At 54.4% G+C, this 18059-nt stretch carries 17 protein-coding genes and 1 pseudogene; 10 read left to right on the forward strand and 8 right to left on the reverse strand.

Annotated features, from left to right (window positions below; all coding sequences use genetic code 11):
* Window positions 1–3: 3 nt before the first annotated feature.
* From Q358_RS0110400 to Q358_RS0110420, 5 genes are all read left to right on the forward strand, one after another.
* Complete coding sequence (locus Q358_RS0110400) at window positions 4–369, forward strand: MliC family protein (protein WP_027961972.1); 366 nt, start codon at window positions 4–6, stop codon at window positions 367–369.
* 106 nt (window positions 370–475) lie between these two features.
* Window positions 476–2353, forward strand: coding sequence for an ABC transporter ATP-binding protein (locus Q358_RS0110405; RefSeq protein WP_027961973.1), 1878 nt, complete (start codon window positions 476–478; stop codon window positions 2351–2353).
* A complete protein-coding gene (locus tag Q358_RS0110410) occupies window positions 2340–3026 on the forward strand; it encodes a DNA-3-methyladenine glycosylase I (RefSeq protein ID WP_027961974.1) in 687 nt (228 codons plus the stop codon). Before Q358_RS0110405 ends, Q358_RS0110410 begins: the two co-directional genes overlap by 14 nt.
* 141 nt (window positions 3027–3167) lie before the next feature.
* Complete coding sequence (tehB, locus tag Q358_RS0110415) at window positions 3168–3734, forward strand: tellurite resistance methyltransferase TehB (RefSeq protein WP_027961975.1); 567 nt, start codon at window positions 3168–3170, stop codon at window positions 3732–3734.
* 55 nt (window positions 3735–3789) lie between these two features.
* Window positions 3790–4485 (forward strand): aspartate/glutamate racemase family protein, encoded by a 696-nt coding sequence (locus Q358_RS0110420; protein WP_027961976.1) that lies wholly within the window; start codon window positions 3790–3792, stop codon window positions 4483–4485.
* A 69-nt stretch (window positions 4486–4554) separates the two neighbouring features.
* Here Q358_RS0110420 and Q358_RS0110425 read toward each other — a convergent pair whose 3' ends face one another.
* The 8 genes from Q358_RS0110425 to Q358_RS0110460 form a co-directional block, all read right to left on the reverse strand.
* Entirely contained in the window at window positions 4555–5538 is a 984-nt protein-coding gene (locus tag Q358_RS0110425) for a nucleoside recognition domain-containing protein (RefSeq protein WP_043488093.1), read from the reverse strand.
* 267 nt (window positions 5539–5805) lie between these two features.
* Window positions 5806–6813 (reverse strand): lipoate--protein ligase, encoded by a 1008-nt coding sequence (gene lplA / locus Q358_RS0110430; protein ID WP_027961978.1) that lies wholly within the window; start codon window positions 6811–6813, stop codon window positions 5806–5808.
* A 46-nt stretch (window positions 6814–6859) separates the two neighbouring features.
* Window positions 6860–7960: an ACR3 family arsenite efflux transporter gene (gene arsB, locus Q358_RS17175; RefSeq protein ID WP_051530308.1), complete on the reverse strand. Its 1101-nt coding sequence runs from the start codon at window positions 7958–7960 to the stop codon at window positions 6860–6862.
* Between the two features lie 17 nt (window positions 7961–7977).
* Window positions 7978–8691: an arsenical resistance protein ArsH gene (gene arsH, locus Q358_RS0110440; protein WP_156940891.1), complete on the reverse strand. Its 714-nt coding sequence runs from the start codon at window positions 8689–8691 to the stop codon at window positions 7978–7980.
* 11 nt (window positions 8692–8702) lie between these two features.
* Window positions 8703–9116, reverse strand: coding sequence for an arsenate reductase (glutaredoxin) (arsC, locus tag Q358_RS0110445; protein ID WP_027961980.1), 414 nt, complete (start codon window positions 9114–9116; stop codon window positions 8703–8705).
* A gap of 6 nt (window positions 9117–9122) precedes the next feature.
* Entirely contained in the window at window positions 9123–9509 is a 387-nt protein-coding gene (locus tag Q358_RS0110450; protein WP_245598310.1) for an ArsR/SmtB family transcription factor, read from the reverse strand.
* Window positions 9510–9595: 86 nt separating this feature from the next.
* The gene (locus tag Q358_RS0110455) at window positions 9596–10147 is read right to left on the reverse strand and encodes a DsbA family protein (RefSeq protein WP_043488095.1); all 552 of its coding nucleotides are present in this window, start codon (window positions 10145–10147) and stop codon (window positions 9596–9598) included.
* 332 nt (window positions 10148–10479) lie between these two features.
* Window positions 10480–11616, reverse strand: coding sequence for an integron integrase (locus Q358_RS0110460; protein ID WP_281172981.1), 1137 nt, complete (start codon window positions 11614–11616; stop codon window positions 10480–10482).
* A 69-nt stretch (window positions 11617–11685) separates the two neighbouring features.
* On the opposite strand from Q358_RS0110460, the gene Q358_RS18225 reads away from it, so the two are divergent.
* The 5 genes and pseudogenes from Q358_RS18225 to Q358_RS0110475 all read left to right on the forward strand — a co-directional run.
* On the forward strand, window positions 11686–12600 hold the full coding sequence (locus tag Q358_RS18225) for a HamA C-terminal domain-containing protein (protein ID WP_084286519.1): 915 nt from the start codon (window positions 11686–11688) through the stop codon (window positions 12598–12600).
* Between the two features lie 2 nt (window positions 12601–12602).
* Complete coding sequence (locus Q358_RS0110470; protein WP_043488096.1) at window positions 12603–14681, forward strand: DEAD/DEAH box helicase; 2079 nt, start codon at window positions 12603–12605, stop codon at window positions 14679–14681.
* Window positions 14682–14841: 160 nt separating this feature from the next.
* Entirely contained in the window at window positions 14842–17340 is a 2499-nt protein-coding gene (locus Q358_RS18230) for a tetratricopeptide repeat protein (protein ID WP_084286520.1), read from the forward strand.
* Window positions 17341–17465: 125 nt separating this feature from the next.
* Window positions 17466–17834, forward strand: a complete 369-nt coding sequence (locus tag Q358_RS19125) for an MAPEG family protein (RefSeq protein ID WP_425402549.1) — start codon at window positions 17466–17468, stop codon at window positions 17832–17834.
* 29 nt (window positions 17835–17863) lie between these two features.
* Window positions 17864–18059, forward strand: a pseudogene (locus Q358_RS0110475) (IS1380 family transposase); the annotation flags it as partial.

Raw genomic sequence — 18059 nt, forward strand, 5'->3', positions numbered from 1 at the left:
GTTATGAAGAAACTGACTCTGTTATCGATCGCTGCCCTGCTGTTTGTCGCTGGCTGTGCCAGTTCCCCGCATGAAGGAGAGGACTCTCGAAAGCAGCGGGCAGCCGCCGCGCCTCCCATGCAGCAGTACCGATGCGAGAGCGGTGCAACAATCGCGGCCGCTTACCCCGATACCGACAGTGCGCTGGTCGAGTATCAGGACAATCGCTACGCGATGCAGATCGCGGTGTCCGCCAGCGGCGCACGCTATGCGGGCGGCGGGCTGGAGTGGTGGACAAAGGGTACCGGACCCGGCGCCGAAGGCACGCTCCTGCGGCATGCGGCGGATGGCTCGTCGGGAGAGGTCATCGAGCGCTGCACGGCGCGCTGATCGAGGATTCTTCAGTCGCGCTAGCCGCTAATCGCGCCATATCACCAAGCTCCTGGACCCTCCCATCGGCGCGGCCCAGGCCACCTCATGCCATCGGATTGCCGTCATGCTTCGCGCCGTCTTGCGCTATTTTGAAACCCGAGTGAACCCCTATCCCGAGGATTACCGGGACACACCCCCCAGGGGACTGTTCGCCTTTATCCTGCACTTTTCGCGGCCGGTACTGCCGTTACTGATCGTGATGTCGCTGCTGACGGCGCTGGTCTCGGCGGCGGAGGTGGTCTTTTTCGGCTACATGGGCGAGCTGGTGGACTGGCTGTCCACCGCCGAGCGCGCGGGTTTCCTCGCCGCGCACGGCTGGCGCCTGGCCGGCATGGCGGCGCTGGTGGTGGTCGGCCTGCCGCTGTTGACTCTGCTGCAGTCGCTGGTGACCCAGCAGGGCGTCTTCGGCAACTATCCGATGATCGGCCGCTGGCTGGCGCATCGCCATATGCTCGGCCAGAGCCTGGCCTTCTATCAGGACGAGTTCGCCGGGCGGGTCTCCCAGAAGGTGATGCAGACGGCCTTGGCGATCCGCGAGACGGTAATGAAGCTGATGGACCTGATGGTCTATGTGCTCGTCTACTTCAGCGGCGCGATGCTGCTGATGGGCCGCGCCGAGCCCTGGCTGATGCTGCCGCTGGTGCTCTGGCTTGCCGGCTATATCGCCATCATGTGGGTCTTTGTGCCGCGCCTGCGGGCGGTGTCCATGGCCCAGGCCGATGCCCGAGCGGTGATGACCGGGCGTATCGTCGACAGCTACAGCAATATCCAGACGATCAAGCTGTTCGCCGATACCCGTCGCGAGGAAGCGTACGCCCGGGATGCCATGGAGGGCTTCATGGGCACCGTGTATCGGCAGATGCGCCTGGCCACCGGGCTTACCGTCAGCCTGACGACGCTCAACTCCCTGCTGCTGGCCGGGGTGGCGGCCATGGCCATCGGCGCCTGGTATCTGGAGGCAGTGTCGCTGGGCGTCATCGCCGTGGCGATCGCCCTGGTGATGCGCATCCGGTTCATGTCTGACTGGATCCTCTGGGAGGTGGCGAGCCTGTTCGAGAATATCGGCACCGTGCAGGATGGACTGAATACCATCGCCCAGGAGCCAGCGGTCCAGGACGCTCCCGATGCGGGGACGCTGGCGGTGCCGCGCGGCGAGATATGCTTCGACGCGCTGCGTTTCGGCTATGCGCGGCCCGACGGCCAGGGACGGCCGGTCTTCGATGACCTCGATCTGACCATCGCCTCCGGCGAGAAGGTTGGGCTGATCGGCCGCTCCGGGGCCGGCAAGTCGACCCTGGCCAATCTTCTGCTGCGCTTCTACGACCTGGAGGGCGGGCGCATCCTGATCGATGGCCAGGAGATCACCGGGGTGACCCAGGAGTCGCTGCGTCGGCAGATTGGCATGGTCACCCAGGATACCTCGCTGCTGCATCGCTCGGTACGGGACAACATCCGTTACGGCAGCCCCCGGGCCAGCGAGGAACAGATCCAGGAGGCGCTGCGTCGTGCCCATGCCGACACCTTTATCGATGAGCTGGTGGATCTCCAGGGCCGCCGCGGCCTGGATGCTCATGTGGGGGAGCGCGGGGTCAAGCTCTCCGGCGGCCAGCGTCAGCGCATCGCCATCGCCCGGGTACTGCTCAAGAACGCGCCCATCCTGGTGCTCGACGAGGCGACCTCGGCGCTGGACTCGGAGGTGGAGGCGGCGATCCAGGAGCAGCTCTATACGCTGATGGAGGGCAAGACGGTGATCGCCATCGCCCATCGCCTCTCCACCATCGCCATGCTCGACCGTCTGATCGTGATCGATGAGGGCCAGATCGTCGAGAGCGGTAGCCATACGGAGCTGCTGGCGCGGGGTGGGCTTTATGCCGCCCTGTGGCGGCGCCAGTCCGGCGGCTTTATCGGAGTAGACGTGGAGAACGGTAATGACGAAACCTGACTATCGGTGGCTCCACGACACGGTTCGTAGCCGCTTCGACTCCGACGACGCCATGGAGGCCTTCCTGCCCGAGCCGCTGTCGGGGGACGCGCTGAAGCAGCTGGGCGATGATCGCTATCTTTCCGCCATGAGCCTGCGCGTGTTTCGGGCCGGCATGAAACACTCGGTGGTCGATGCCAAGTGGCCCGCCTTCGAGGAAGCCTTCTGGGGTTTCGACCCCGAGATGATGGTCCTGCTCACCCCGGAGCAGGTCGATGGCTACATGAACAACGAGCGTATCATCCGCCACCGGACCAAGCTGCAGACCATCCCCAGGAACGCCCAGTTTATTCTGGATATTCGTCAGGAGCAGGATGGCAGCTTCGGCGAGTTTATCGCCGACTGGCCCTGTCACGACATCATCGGCTTGTGGCGGCTACTGGCCAGGCGTGGTGCCCGCCTGGGGGGACGCTCGGCCGCCGGCTTCCTGCGCCTGGTCGGCAAGGATACCTTCCTGCTGACCAGCGACGTGGTGGCACGCCTGGTAGCCGCCGGGGTCGTTGATCAGGCGCCGACGAGTCAACGCGACCAGCAGCGGGTCCAGGGCGCCTTCAATGAATTGCAGCAGGTATCGGGAAGGCCTCTGTGCCAGCTTTCGGCGATGGTCTCGTTGACGATCAATCCTCGCTTCTAGCCGATGATGCCGGGTCGACGAGTCGACCCGCAAAATTCCTGGCTGTCGCTATTTCGCCGTGCCTTTAAAGTAGTAAGATGGATGAATCTTATAGTGATGCATTTGATGGAAAGGCATTGATAAAAAGGCAAGGGGAATACGATGTCATCTGATCTAAATAGCCGCTACGGCCTGAATCCCGCGCACAGTGAGGTGGTCGAGACATGCCGGGTGGTGGCGCCCTGCAGCGCCCTGGACATGGGCTGCTCCAACGGGCGCAATGCCCTCTACCTCAGCCAGCAGGGTTTCGATGTGACCGCGGTGGACAACAACCCCGGCGCCATCGATATGCTGCAGCAGATCGTCAGCCGGGAGGGGATCGATAACATCGAGCCCCAGGTATATGACATCAACAGTGCCGCGCTGGAGAGGGAGTATGGACTGATTGCCTGCACCGTCACCCTGATGTTTCTCGACCCGAGCCGTGTCGATGCGGTGATTGCCGACATGCAGGCGCACACCCTGCCCGGTGGCTACAACACGATTGTGTGTGCCATGGATACCGCCGCGCACCCGTGCCCGGTGGGCTTTCCCTTTACCCTTGGCGAGGGGCAGCTGCGCGAGGCCTACGCGGGCTGGGAGCTGGTCAAGTACAACGAGGATGTCGGTACCATGCACAATGGTGCGCAGCTGCAGTTTGCCACCCTGCTGGCGCGCAAGCCCGAGTAGCGGGAGAGGCATGTCGACTGGCGCTTGCGGCGTCTCTAGCCCAGAGGAGACGAAAATGAGAACGATCGGGCTGATCGGCGGCATGAGCTGGGAGTCGACCCAGACCTACTACCGGCTGATCAACCAGGGAGTAAAGGCGCAGCTGGGCGGGCTGCACTCCGCCCGGCTGGTGCTCTACAGCGTGGACTTCGCCGAGATCGAGGCACTGCAGCGCCGCGGTGACTGGGCGGCCACGGCGCAGATTCTCGGGGCGGCGGCTCGCTCGCTGGAGGCGGCCGGTGCCGACTTCCTGATGCTGTGCACCAACACCATGCACAAGGTCGCCCCGCAGATCGAGCAGGCCGCGACGATTCCTCTGCTGCATATCGCCGATGCCACTGCTCGGGAGCTGCACCGGCAGGGCGTGAGCCGGGTGGGGTTGCTGGGCACCCGCTTTACCATGGAGCAGGCCTTCTACCGCGAGCGTCTGGAGGCCCAGGGCATCCAGACGCTGATTCCCGATGACGCCCAGCGCGAACGGGTGCATGACATCATCTTCGAGGAGTTGTGTTGCGGCGAGATCCGGGCGGACTCCAAGGCCGCCTATCTCGAAATCGTCGCCTCACTGGCCGGGCAGCGCGCTCAAGGCGTGATCCTCGGTTGCACGGAGATCGGACTCTTGATTCAGGACGACGATACAGAGGTGCCGCTCTTCGATACCACCGAGATACACGCCGAGCAGGCGGTGGCAGCGGCGCTGGCGTCCGACTGAGCGGGAGCGGCATCCTGCCACCTTGCTACCACCGCCTCTCGAATCGGACACCCGATAAGGTGTAAGGCGCTAGCGTTCCTGTTTTGCCGCACGTCGAGTCGCCTCGTCGCCCCCGCCACCCAGGGTGGCCGGCAGCCAGGGCAGGCGCGCGAGCAGGGCGATCACCACCAGCGCGAAACCCAGCCGGGCCCACAGCAGGCCCGAGAGATCGGCGCCCACCAGCATGATCAGCAGGGTATCCTCGATCAGGCTGTGACACAGGCCGAGAAAGCACAGCGTGAGCAGGATATCCCGTGGGGACAGCGAGCCGCTGCGGGTCTCGCGCAGCAGCAGCCCGGCACCGAAGCTCAGTCCCAGGGTGATCCCGATGACCGTGATATTGGCCGCCGCGGGGCCGATGCCCAGCAGCCGCAGCAATGGCGTCAGCAGCCGATGTATCAGGCGTTCGATGCCCAGGCGGCGCAGCAGGCGCAATAGCGCGATCAGCCCCAGAATCACGAAGAAGATCGTCGCCAGCGTCTGCAGCTGCGCCCACAGCCAGGCGCTCAGCGACGGGTCTCGCGGCGCCGGCTCCCACACCACCTGGTTGGCCTGCTGCAGCCAGTCGCCCAGGGCATAGCTCCACTGCAGTCCCCAGGCGAGCAGCCAGGCACCGCCGACTCGCAGCAGCAGGGTGAGCCACCAGGGCACGCCGGCCTTGCGCGCCACCGCGCCCTCCACGGGCAGGGAGTGGCCGATCGCCATCAGCGATCCCAGCACCGTCACCTGGGCGACCGTCAGCGGGGTGTTCTGGGTCACCTCGAAGAAGATCACCAGGCCCGTGTAGATATTGGTCAGCAGCGTGGCGGCCCAGACCAGGCTGAGCGGCTCCGGCAGCCCCAGCGGCGCCATCAGCGGAGCCAGCCAGTGGCTCAGCCAGGCGGTCATTCCGAGCATGTCGAGCAATTTCACCACCAGCAGGGCTGGCACCAGTATTCTGAGCAGGGTGGCATACACCGACCAGGATTCGTGCAGCAAGGAAAGAAGCGGACGGGTGAAGCGGGTGATGGACATGGGAAACCGATACAAGTGGGACAGGATCGCTGCTCGAAGCACCACGCAGGCAGAACGGCGCCATCGCGGTCATCGCCGAGTCGGTATGGTATCAGGAGTGCGGCGGAATGGCCGTCATGGCTGTCCCGTTCGACGATCATATATTGCGACGCGGGATAGTTAATGCTTGGGCTTGGCCAAACGCCGCCAACCGTGATGGCGCTATACGAAATGGCCTGAGCAGCCAGGTGGGAGCCCGATTTATCGGGCGATTTTCAGCTCGGAGAGCTACTGCTCATCCGGCCCGTAGATCAGATCGATAAACTCGGCGCGATCCACCTCGCCGAAGTAGGGGTAGAGGGCAACGCCTTCCAGCGCGCTTTCGATATCGCGCTTGTCGTAGCGAACCCCGACCAGGGTGTCCTCGATCTCGCTGACCGGTCGCTGGCCGAAGAAGTCGCCGTAGATCTTGACGTTTTTGATGGTGCCGCCACGCTTCACCTTGAGGCGAAAATCGATGATGCCTGCGGAAAAGCGTCGGGTGCGCTGGATATCGAAGTCGGGCGAGCGGCCGTAGTTCCACTCCCACTGGCGGTATTTTTCCGCGACCAGCGCGTTGATGCTGTCCCAGTCCTCGGCGGTCAAGCGGTAGGTCTTGCGCTCGGCGCCATCCGGGAAGAGGCTTGCCAGTAGTTTCTCCTTGAACGCTTCGGTAGAGAGCGGCGCCTCCAGAAACTCGGCAATGTTGGCCACCCGTGCCCGGGCGGACTTGTGGCCCTTGGACTGGATCTTGGTCATCTTCACGTCGAGCGCCTTGGTGACCTGGCCAAGGTCGCAGTCCAGCAGCAGGGTGCCGTGATTGAACATCCGCTTGGTGGAGGAGAACTGGGCGTTGCCGGAGATCTTCTTGTCGCCCACCACGATGTCGTTGCGCCCCTTCATCTCGGCAGACACGCCCATGTCATTAAGCACCTCGATGATCGGAGTGGCGAACTGCTTGAAGTTGTTGAGTTTGTCTCTGGAAAAGTCGGTCAGGAAGCTGAAGTTGAGGTTACCATGATCGTGATACACGGCGCCGCCGCCGGAGATGCGCCGCACGACATGAATGCCCTGCTCGTCGATGTACGCCTGGTGGATCTCTTCCAGGGTGTTTTGGTTGCGGCCGATGATGATCGACGGTGCATTGATATAGAAAAGCAGGTAGTCCTCGCCGGCGGGGAGGTGGCGGATGCAGTGCTCCTCGATGGCCAGGTTGATGTGCGGGTCGGTAATGCCTTCGTTGTCGATATAGATCATGGCGAACCTACTGTAGCGTTGAGCATGAAAGAGTGCGCAGCGAGAGTCAGCCCCGAGCCGTGGTGGGCGGCGGTGTGTCGCCCTCGGGGAAGTGGTGCCGAGTCCGGTTGGCAATGCGCACCAGTGCCAGCATCAACGGCACCTCCACCAGCACGCCAACCACCGTGGCCAGTGCCGCGCCCGACTGCAGCCCGAACAGGGCAATGGCGGCGGCCACGGCCAGTTCGAAGAAGTTGCTGGCGCCGATCATCGCTCCGGGCGCCGCCACGCTGTGGGGCACCCGCCAGGCCTTGGCCCAGCCATAGGCGATGAAGAAGATCAGGAAGGTCTGGATGAGCAGCGGGATGGCGATCAGCACGATATGCAGCGGGTTGGCGATGATCACGTCGCCCTGGAAGGCGAACAGCAGTACCAGGGTGATGATCAGCCCGATGGGGGTGATCGGCCCCACCCGTTTCATGAAGACGTTGTCGTACCAGTCGCTGCCGTGGCTGGCGATCAGGGTGCGCCGGGTCACGACGCCGGCGGCGAGCGGGATGACGATGTAGAGCACCACCGACAGCGCCACCGTGTCCCAGGGCACCTGGATGTTGGAGATGCCGAGCAGGAAGACCACGATGGGCGCGAAGGCGAACAGCATGATCAGGTCGTTGAGAGCGACCTGCACCAGGGTGTAGGCGGCATCACCGCGGGTCAGATAGCTCCACACGAAGACCATGGCGGTGCAGGGGGCAGCCCCGAGCAGAATGGCGCCGGCCAGGTATTGGCTGGCCAGCTGCTCTGGAATCAGCGGCCGGAACACCACCATCAGGAAGAACCAGGCGATGGCGAACATGGTGAAAGGCTTGATCAGCCAGTTCACCGTGGTGGTAACGATCAGTCCCTTGGGCTGGCGACGCACACCGAGCACGGCGGAGAAGTCGATTTGCGCCATCATGGGAAAGATCATCGCCCAGATCAGGATCGCCACCGGGATCGATACCTGGGCATATTCGAAGCGTGAGAGCGTTGCGGGCACTGCCGGAGCAAGCTGGCCGAGTAGCACCCCGGCAACGATAGCCAGCGCCACCCATACCGAGAGATAGCGTTCGAAGAGACCCATTCCCTCGGCGGCGCTTGTGGCCGGGGAGTCCTGGTGTTCGTTCATGGTTTGTTTCCTCTCCGTTAAATGATGGCCTGGTTCACGCGCCGGGATACCTCTTCGGCGCTTTCCACGCGCTCGGAATAGCGGTCGGTCAGGTAGTCGCTGCGTCCCCGAATCATCAGGGTGAACTTGGTGAGTTCCTCGCAAACATCCACGATGCGCAGGTAAAGGGGTGAAGGCTTCATGCGGCCAGCGTCGTCGAATTCGGTAAAGGCTTTCGGCACCGACGATTGATTGGGGATTGTCACCATGCGCATCCAGCGTCCAAGGATGCGCATCTGGTTGACTGCATTGAAGCTCTGGCTACCTCCTGAGACCTGCATCACGGCCAGGGTCTTCCCCTGAGTCGGACGAATGCCGCCCAGCGACAACGGAATCCAGTCGATCTGGGCCTTCATGATGGCCGTCATGGCACCATGGCGCTCGGGGCTTATCCACAGCATGCCTTCCGACCACTGGGCCAGCTCGCGTAGTTCTTGAACCTTGGGGTGATCGGCCCCGGCATCATCCGGCAAGGGCAGGCCGCCAGGATTGAAAATCCGCACCTCGCATCCGAACCAGCTGAGCAGTCGCCCGGCTTCTTCGGCAACGAAACGCGAGTAGGAGCGTTCTCGAAGCGATCCGTAGAGCACCAGAATGCGTGGCGCATGCTGGGGGGCATCGGGGCCTGCCAACAAGGCCGTGTCGATGGGACGCCACTGCGAAGGATCGATATGGGGAAGGTCTGCCAACATCTCGATGTCGCTCATGGCGCGATTCCTGGGTAACGGATGACGTCACCATTTTCCTTGACGAAGTGCGCTACCGGATGGTCAAGGAGATCGAGTACTGTCTCCGCGGGCCGGCATAACCTGGCACCTTTGTGTGTCACCACGAGCGGCCGGTTGATCAGAACCGGTTCCGCCAGCATGGCGTCGATCAGCTGATCATCCGTCAAGGCCGGGTCGTCCAGCCCCAATGTCTTGTAGCAAGTCTCCTTGCGTCTCAGCAGTTCCCGAGGACCGATACCCATCAGCGCCAGCAGCTCCACGAGGCGTTCCCGGCTTGGGGGCGTCTCGAGGTATTCGATGATCTCGGGGGACTCACCAGAGGCCTTCATCATCGCCAGGGTGTTACGCGATGTGCCGCAGTTCGGGTTGTGATACATCTGGGGAAGCATAACGCCTCATTTTTCGTCTGGATTCGGGGGGCAATCGAGCAGGGACTCCGCCAAGGGCTCACACACCTCTGGATGCCCCGCGCAGCAGTCGCGCACCAGAAAACGGATGGCTTCCTGCATGTGGCTCAGGTTCGCCCGATAGATGATCGAGCGCCCCTGGCGACGGGAAACCACCAGGCCTGCCCGCGACAGAACGGCGAGATGTGCCGACATCGTGGCATGTGGCACCGACAACTGCCGTGCGATCTCGCCGGCGGGGAGGCCATCCGGTTCCCGCCGCACCAGCAGGCGAAAGACCTCCAGACGCGTCTCCTGGGCCAGGGCGGAAAAGCTCTCGATGATGCTTGATGTTTCCATATTTCGTAAAGTATGGAAATGTTGGGCGTGTGTCAAGTGCCGCTCTCTCCAGCTCCACTCTTTACCTACTCGCGTACATGCCTGATCAGACAGCGGTAGGTCGCCACGGCCGACCGCGAGGGTTAATGGAAGCGCTTGACCCACTCACTCACGTCATCGCCGCTGCCCATGCCGGGGTCGATCAGGCCGTCGACCATAAAGGTGGGCGAGCCGTGGATGCCGTTCTGGCGTGAGTACCTGGCGTGGCGCTTGGTTTCGCGCTCGAGGTCGGGGGTGTCGAACGCCGCGGTAAGCGCCACGCCGCTGTAGTCTTCCAGCTTCTGGAGCAGCTCATCCGGCGTGATGCGCCGATTGGGGCCACTGCAGTGGTTCTCGAACACGAACTCATCGCGATGCTTGCCCACGGCGGCCATCACCCGGTGGGCGTTGGCCTTGCCATCCTCGAGCGTCGAGGCGGCAATGATCGCGCGGATCACAATGCCGGAAAAGAGGTGCCAGGGCTGGGAGTGCAGCCATATCTGCACGCGGACACTGTCCTCGCCGGCCTGGCTGAGAAAGTCATCCAGCTTGTTGAAGGTTTTCACCGAGAACGGACAGGTCGGCTCCAGAAAGATCTCGAACAGGCGTGGGCCGTGGCCCCACACGAGTGGATCGCCATGCCACTGGTCAGCCATTGTCAGCACTCCTTCTTGCCAGATACGAACGGTAATCCGCCTGTGGAGGCAGCTGAAATCTACCTTAGCATATAGCCACCCACGCCTTGGAGCAGTGGGGCCGGCGAATGGTCTCTCCCTCTTCGGTACCACCGCGAGCCATGCCGAGCAGGCGGTGTTTGCGACCAAACTCTACTTTTAAACCCATATGGGCTCACATAGGCTTTGCATTATGAATGCTTCGCAGGGAGCCAGGACGACATATCGCAGAACGCAAGGACTACCGCATGGATGGCCCAACGTTGTCAGCATGTCCAGGTAGGGGCGGTAGCGTGCCTGGCGCCTTCGGTGCTTCAACCAAGTGGGCTGCGTACTCCAGCGAAGTCCTTGCCGAGTACGTGGGTATAGATCTGCGTGGTTTCCACGCTCTTGTGGCCGAGTAACGCCTGTACCGTGCGGATATCGGTACCCTGAGTCAGCAACTGGGTGGCGAAGCTGTGTCGCAGGGTATGGCAGGAGCCGGGGCGCGACAGCGAAGCGGCCCGCATGGCATGCTTTACCGCTCTCTGTACTGCCGATGGATGGATATGGTGCAACACCACCTTGCCTGCATCATCGAAACACGGGCGGCTGGCGGGGAAGAGCCATTGCCAGGCCAGGGATACTCCTGCATTGGGGTACTTGCGATCGAGCGCGTGGGGCAGCGTCACCGGCACGCTTCCATGCTGCAGACGTTCCTCGAGCTGATGTTTGGCCACGGTGATGTTCCGCTGTAAGGCGGGAATACTGATCCCCGGGAGAAGTGTGGTTCTGTCCTTGTCGCCCTTGCCAGCTCTCACCGTAATAATCTGCCGCTCGAAGTCAATATCGCGAACACGTAGCCGGCATGTCTCTATGAGGCGCAGCCCTGAGCCATACATTAGGGTGGCCATCAGGTGCATGGGGCCAGCCAGGTGGCTCAGCACTCGCATGACATCTTCATGGGAAAGCACTACCGGAAGCCGGCGAGGGCGCTTGGCACGCGAGAAGTCCCCGATATCCCCCAAGGGTTGATCGAGGACGTGACGATAGAGGAACACGAGGGCATTCAGCGCCTGGTTCTGCGTGGCCGCCGCCACTCGGCGCTCCACCGCCAAATGCTCGAGGAAGGCGCATACCTCTGCGCCACCCATGCCGGCAGGATGACGTATCCCATGGAAGCGAATGAAGAAGCGTATCCAGTAGCAATAGGTCTTTTCGGTGCGAGGGCTGTAACGTTTCACCCGCATGCTAGCCTTGACCCGGTCCATCAGCTTCGGTGGTCTGCTGTGCGAATCCATATCACGGCCCTCGATTAATGGATGTACATACAGTATTATTGGTTCTAGCAAAACGCGCAAGCACGCGAATTCTGCATAGGTGGCCGAGCTATGGTTCATGTGCATTAAAAACAATAAGTTAGCTGAAAAATTCGCGCTTGATAAGATTGTTAAACGCGCGTGCTCGTTCAAGTCAATAAACGAGCACGCTGTCTAATACCTGTTAGATTTGTCGAATTATTGAACGAGAGAAGGCAAAATATGGACTTTGAAGTGTTGATTAACGATTCTTTCGTCAATATATCTGACGATGAAAGTTTGCACCCAGTTGAAAATAAAAGAGTTCTTAGCCTATTGAATGACTTTGAAGATGGGCAGTGGCGATATAGGAAGTTTCAAAATTTTATATGGGATAATATTGCAGAGACAGCGCTATCGTTTGAAGAGCGGAAATGTCTTGTAGATCAATCTCACTCTATTTTGACTGCAGCAGCTCAGAATCTAAGGCTTACAGATAAGGAAAAAGATATTGGGAAAGGTAGTGAGCTGGCAGAAATTGTTCTTTATGGTGTTATGAAGCACCACTACAAGGCCCTTCCAGTAGTACCAAAAATATTCTATAAACAGAATTCCCAAGACAATGCAAAGGGTGCAGATGGAGTTCATATTGTAATTGAGAATGGTGATTTCTCTTTATGGTTTGGGGAAGCAAAATTCTACACTTCAATTGAAGATGCTCGGTTAAGTAGTATCGTAGATTCAGTTGGAAACTCCCTTAAAACAGATAAGTTAAAAAAAGAGAATAGTATAATCACAAACGTTTCAGATTTGGATGGCTTAGTAGAAGATGAGGGCATAAAGAAAGAAATAAAGAGCGCTTTGTCTAATAAGGAGTCCATAGATTACCTCAAGCCAAGAATACATATTCCCATATTTATACTGCACGAGTGTGAGTTCACCGCTCAATGCAACCGAATGTCAGACGACTATCGTAACTCAGTAATTGAGTATCATAGAGCTAGAGCCAATTCATATTTCAAGAAGCAGATAAAAGTTATTGGCAACCTTTTTGGGTATGGGGACGTAAAATTCCATATCATTCTTTTTCCTGTTCCAAGTAAGGATGAAATAGTAAATAAATTCGTTAAGAATGTAGAGCATTACAAGGGGCAATAGTCATGGATGTGTTTTACGAATGCCAAAAGATTAACGATTTTATTGAAACAAATAATGAGCCCAAGGCAAGAGATGAATTGATAAAGCTTTTAGATTATCACAAGCAAGAACAGGTTTCGTACAGCCCGTTGATAAACAATCTTATTAGGCAAGTTGGTTTGTACCCGTATTTAGATACTGAAACATCTAGCTGGCAAGATAGATTTGTTTACGAGTCTTTTAAAACTGATATTGGTGGTGATGCTAGAGTTACTCTTCATAGAGAACAATCCCTAATATTAAAAAAGTTAACTGAAGGTCGAAATTTGGCTGTAAGTGCGCCAACAAGCTTCGGTAAAAGTTTCATAATTGACGCATTCATATCAATAAAAAAGCCAAAAAATATTGTAATTATTGTGCCAACCATTGCTTTAACCGATGAAACTAGACGCAGACTTCAAAGGAAATTCTCAAATCATTACAAAATAATCACAACATCTGATGTCAGAATTTCTGGAAAAAATATATTTATTTTTCCTCAAGAAAGGGCCGCCCATTATGTAGATGAGCTAGAAAATATTGACATGTTGGTAATTGATGAATTCTACAAGGCCAGCGAAAAATTTGATAAAGAAAGGTCTTCAGCATTAATAAATGTAATTCTCAAGTTGGGGCGTAAGGCAAGCCAGAAGTATTTTCTGGCCCCTAATATTTCAAAGATTAATGAAAATATTTTTACCAGAGATATGGAGTTTGTCCATATTAACTTCAATACTGTATACCTTGAGAAGCATGATTTATTTAATGAAATAAAAGGTGATGATAACCTTAAAAGCGAGGCGCTTCTTAGAATACTAGAGTCCAATAACGGAAAGACTTTAATTTATGCTGGAACTTATTCAAATATTGACAAGGTTGCAAACCTTCTGATTGATAATCATGACCCGATAGAAAGCGAAGTTCTGAGGAACTTCGAGCATTGGTTGGTTAATAATTACGATAGGAATTGGCACCTAACTAATTTGGTTAAAAGAGGGTGTGGAATACACAATGGACAATTGCATAGATCTCTTAGTCAAATTCAAGTTCGTCTTTTTGAGGAAGAAGAAGGCCTAAATAATATTATATCCACATCTTCAATAATTGAAGGAGTTAACACCTCTGCTGAAAATGTCGTTGTATGGCGAAATCGAAATGGACAGTCAAAGCTTAATGACTTTACCTATAAGAACATCATTGGGCGCGGCGGAAGAATGTTTAAACACTTTGTTGGTAAAATATATGTCCTCGAGGAACCGCCAGTATCTACTGAAACTCAATTAGACTTAAGCTTTCCAGATGACCTTGTAGGAAGTATCGACGAAGAAGACTTTAAACAGGATTTAACTAACGAGCAGATTACAAAAATCATTGCCTATAAAGAAGAAATGGCAGAAATACTAGGTGATGAAGTTTTTAAGTCTATGAAAGACGAGAGCATCTTTGAGTCGAGTAGTTCATACCTCATTAGAGATATCGCAAGGGATCTTGCCTACAATTCCAGCGAATGGAATGGCCTTGGTTATCTTAATTCATACAACACTAATGATTGGGAAAGACTCCTATATAAAGTAATAAAAATTCATCCGGGTGGCTGGGGTGTTGAATATAACAAATTCGTTGGATTTATAAAGGTTCTTTCCCAGAACTGGATTAAATCTATACCGGAGCTTCTGCACGAACTTGATCAGTACGATATTGGTGTCGACGAATTTTTCAAATTAGAGAGAAATGTTACATTTAAACTCGCCGCAACACTGAATGACATAAATATTCTACAAAAGAGAATTCTTGATAACCCTGTTGATATTTCGCCTTTTATATCTAAGGTCTCTCATGCTTTTTTACCGCCGGCCGTTTTTCAGCTTGAAGAATACGGCCTGCCTAGAATGATCACAAAAAAGATACACAATAAAAATATAATTGATTTTGAGAATGAAGGTGACTTGCACCAAATAATTGAAAAGTTCAAGGAGATCACAATGGTGAATTTAGTCGACTCTGTTGAAAGCTTTGATGAATTTGACAAGTATATAATAGAATACTTTTACGAAGGAATTTAGCCGAAGCAACACACTTTTGGTTTGAGAAAATCTAACAATCGGCTGCTGTCGGACTGGTAACGCTCCGGCTTCGCCTACACTTTTACCAGCCGCAGAGCCGGGCGTTAAGAATTCATCGGTATTATCAAGATACTTTTAGTCAAAGATATAGGAACATTTCATGAAAGCATTTCTTTCGCATTCTTCAATCGACAAAGAAATTGTCAGGGAAGTGGCAAATCAACTGAGTAGACTGAACTGTATCTTTGATGAGAGAAGCTTCGATAGTAGCGTGGAGTTTCAAAAATCGATTGAAGAAAAGCTCAGCCTCTCAACTGTGTTTGTTTTTTTTGCTACCAGAAATTCATTAGATTCTTATTGGTGTAATTTTGAACTGGAGCAGGCCTTTTATTCAAAACTTAAGGGAGCGTTGAAGCGCTCCATTGTATTTGTTTTGAATGACGATGTTCCGATCGGTGAGCTTCCTAGCTGGCTAACAACAGCCTTGATTAAAAAAGCTCAGTCACCAAGCGCGATAGCAAGAGATATAAAGCACCGACTCGAAGAAACTGCTGAGGAGTTTCAGCGGCCCGTTTTTCTTGGTCGCTCGAAAGAGCGTGACTTATTGGAAGAGGCATTGAACCCCATCGACGGATCCAGCCCTCCCAAAACACTTGCAGTATTTGGACTGCCCGGGATTGGACGGCGATCTCTGGTAAGGAATGTCACAAAAGATCTTTTTTCACTGCATAAGTGCGTAGAAGTTGAGGTTGAAGCAGGAGAAACATTGAATTCACTTTGTGCCAAGCTTGCAGATATCATAGAGCCATATTCATGCCAAGAGGAGCTCAGAGACATTGTTAACGAGATAAATGTGCTTACTGAGACGGAAGCACTTATGCGCGTTATCAATAATATCCAGTCGATAATGTCTGCGAACGAACTTCCTATATTCATAGATTCAGGAGGACTAACGCTTGACAATGGTTGTCTGTCCGGGTTCATGAATAAAGTTATTGAGAGTGTTGAGCAGCTCTCGGATGCTTATATTTGCCTAATTCTGAGCCGAAGGATCAGTCGAGATAATGATATTAAAGTTGAGAGTGTGCCAATTGAGCAGCTCAGCGGCAGGGCATCATCCCAATTACTCTCCAAACTGGCTCTGAGGTCAGAAATCACTTTGAGCCCAGATAATATAAGGGACCTGACTGATTATATAAATGGATATCCGCCTGCGGCATATTTCGCAATAAAGCAAGCGTCTATCTATTCTGTTGATGCGTTGATGAGTGATAAAAGAAAACTGACACAGTTTAGCCAAAAAAGATTTATAACTCATGTTCAAGATCACAATCTCACAAATGAGGATATAAGCGTTCTTCAAGTGTTATCTAATTATTCTCCTTTGCCATTATCATGTGTGCTGTCTCTATATAAATGCGCAAAGCCAGAAGCCCATGATAGAGTTTACGAACTAATAGACTGCTCGTTAGTGAGGGTGCAAGATGGGCAGCTTTATAGAATTGCTGACCCGATTAAAGGTGCGATAAATGAAGTTTTTGGGTATCCAACAACTCAGGATTTAAAAGCAGTAAAAAACAACCTTATTCAATATATCGAGTCAGCACAGGATGAGCACAAGCTAGAAATATCCCGGGTCTTGTTTCGGTTAGGCTTTACTTTGGGTGATGATAATGCCACCCAGAATGGAATTAAGCTTAACTCGGATTATATTAAGCTTCTGGAAAGCGCATATCACCAGAGGAAATATAAAGAAGCTATAGAGATTGGCAGAGAGGCGATAAATGTTAATCCTGATAGTGCAAAAGCTAAAACGTTTCTTATTAAAGCATTGATTCAAGAAGAGAAATGGGATGCTGCACAAAAGTACTTAGATGGTCTATACCCATTAGATGAATATCGTAATGTTTATTATCTGCAAGGCTTTTTAGAGCGTAAGAAGGGTGATCTGGATAAAGCCATAGAGGCATACTCAAATGCTCAGAAGCACGGTAGAAAAGGCTTTGCTCTTTATCGTGAATTTTCTCATTGCTACCTAATGATTGGCGACCTGGATTCTGCTCAGAAAAACATCAATGAGGCGCTTAGGATCCAGCCAAATAATAATCAGGTTATAGATATGGCAGCACGAATTTCCATAAAACAGGGTGATGAAGACGCAGCCAAAAGATACATAACGCAGCTAGAACTACTTGACACTCCGGAGCATTATAAACTCAGGCTTTCTTCTTTCCATCTCACCTTTGGAAGGACGGGCCACGCGCTAAAGCACGCTCGAGAAGCTTCAAATCTGGGTGGTCAGCGATTTTTCTCTGGTAGGGTCCAATTGGTAAAAGCTCTGATTAAAGCAGGAGAGTTGGCAGAGGCTGAAGAGGAATTGAGCAAAGTAAGGTCTGATTTCCCAAAGAGTAAAAATGACATAAAAATTGCTCTTCAGTCCAATCTAGAGCTAGAAAAAGAAAGTACTGCTAACGCTCTTCATATCGTTGAGGGTTTCGTAGATAAAAACTCAAAACAATATAAAGGTATTAAAGCAAGGTGTCTGGCTAGGCTTTCTAATGATGTCACTATTCCTTATGCAAATAGGAAGATTTATAAAGACGAACTGAGCCAACTAGGTGAGTATCAAGATTTTAACTTTGATGAAATAGATTCTTAACAATTGGCTGTTGTCGGACGCACCTACGCTAGCGCTTCGGTGTGCCGCAAAGCCAAGGCGTTAGGCACCCTATACATCATGCTAGAGGAAGGCCGTAGAGGATGATGGAAACTCTGATAGTACCAATGGCAGCGCATGTCGCCTTGGCGACATTCCTTTATGTTTTGCTTACGGTTGCACGCGCTCCCTCTGTATGGGGAATCGGTCGTCGGCCGGATGGGAGCAACCCATGGGCTGAGTTCGAGCCGCGTATAAGTGCCAATCTTTCAAACCAGTTTGAGTGGCCGCTTTTCTTCCACGTTGCTTGCTTGGTTCTTCTATTTTCACAGCCATGTTACGTCGCTGTACTACTGGCCTGGGTTTTTTTTCTAGGGCGGTTACTACACAGTGCCGTTCAAATCCTTACGGAAAATGTACGGCTAAGGGGGATCCCTGAATCCGTGAGACCGGCCCCCGGAAGCACTTCTAACCCACTGACCTGCATGGCAATATAGCCATTATCGCCATTCACCCAGACAGTGCCATGCCCAACATAAAGTTCCGCGCCAGTCGCCGCACCCTCACCAGCCATTCCGGGCTGTCGATCATCGGGCAGTGCATCGAGATCGCCGGCGTCGACAGCATCGACGGCCGCTTCCCCACCACGCTGGGTATGCGCACCAGCGACGTGGTCAAGAGCTACCTGGGTCTGCTGTGTCTAGGCATGAGCGACTATGATG

This window comes from Halomonas halodenitrificans DSM 735 (assembly GCF_000620045.1).
GTDB lineage: Bacteria > Pseudomonadota > Gammaproteobacteria > Pseudomonadales > Halomonadaceae > Halomonas > Halomonas halodenitrificans.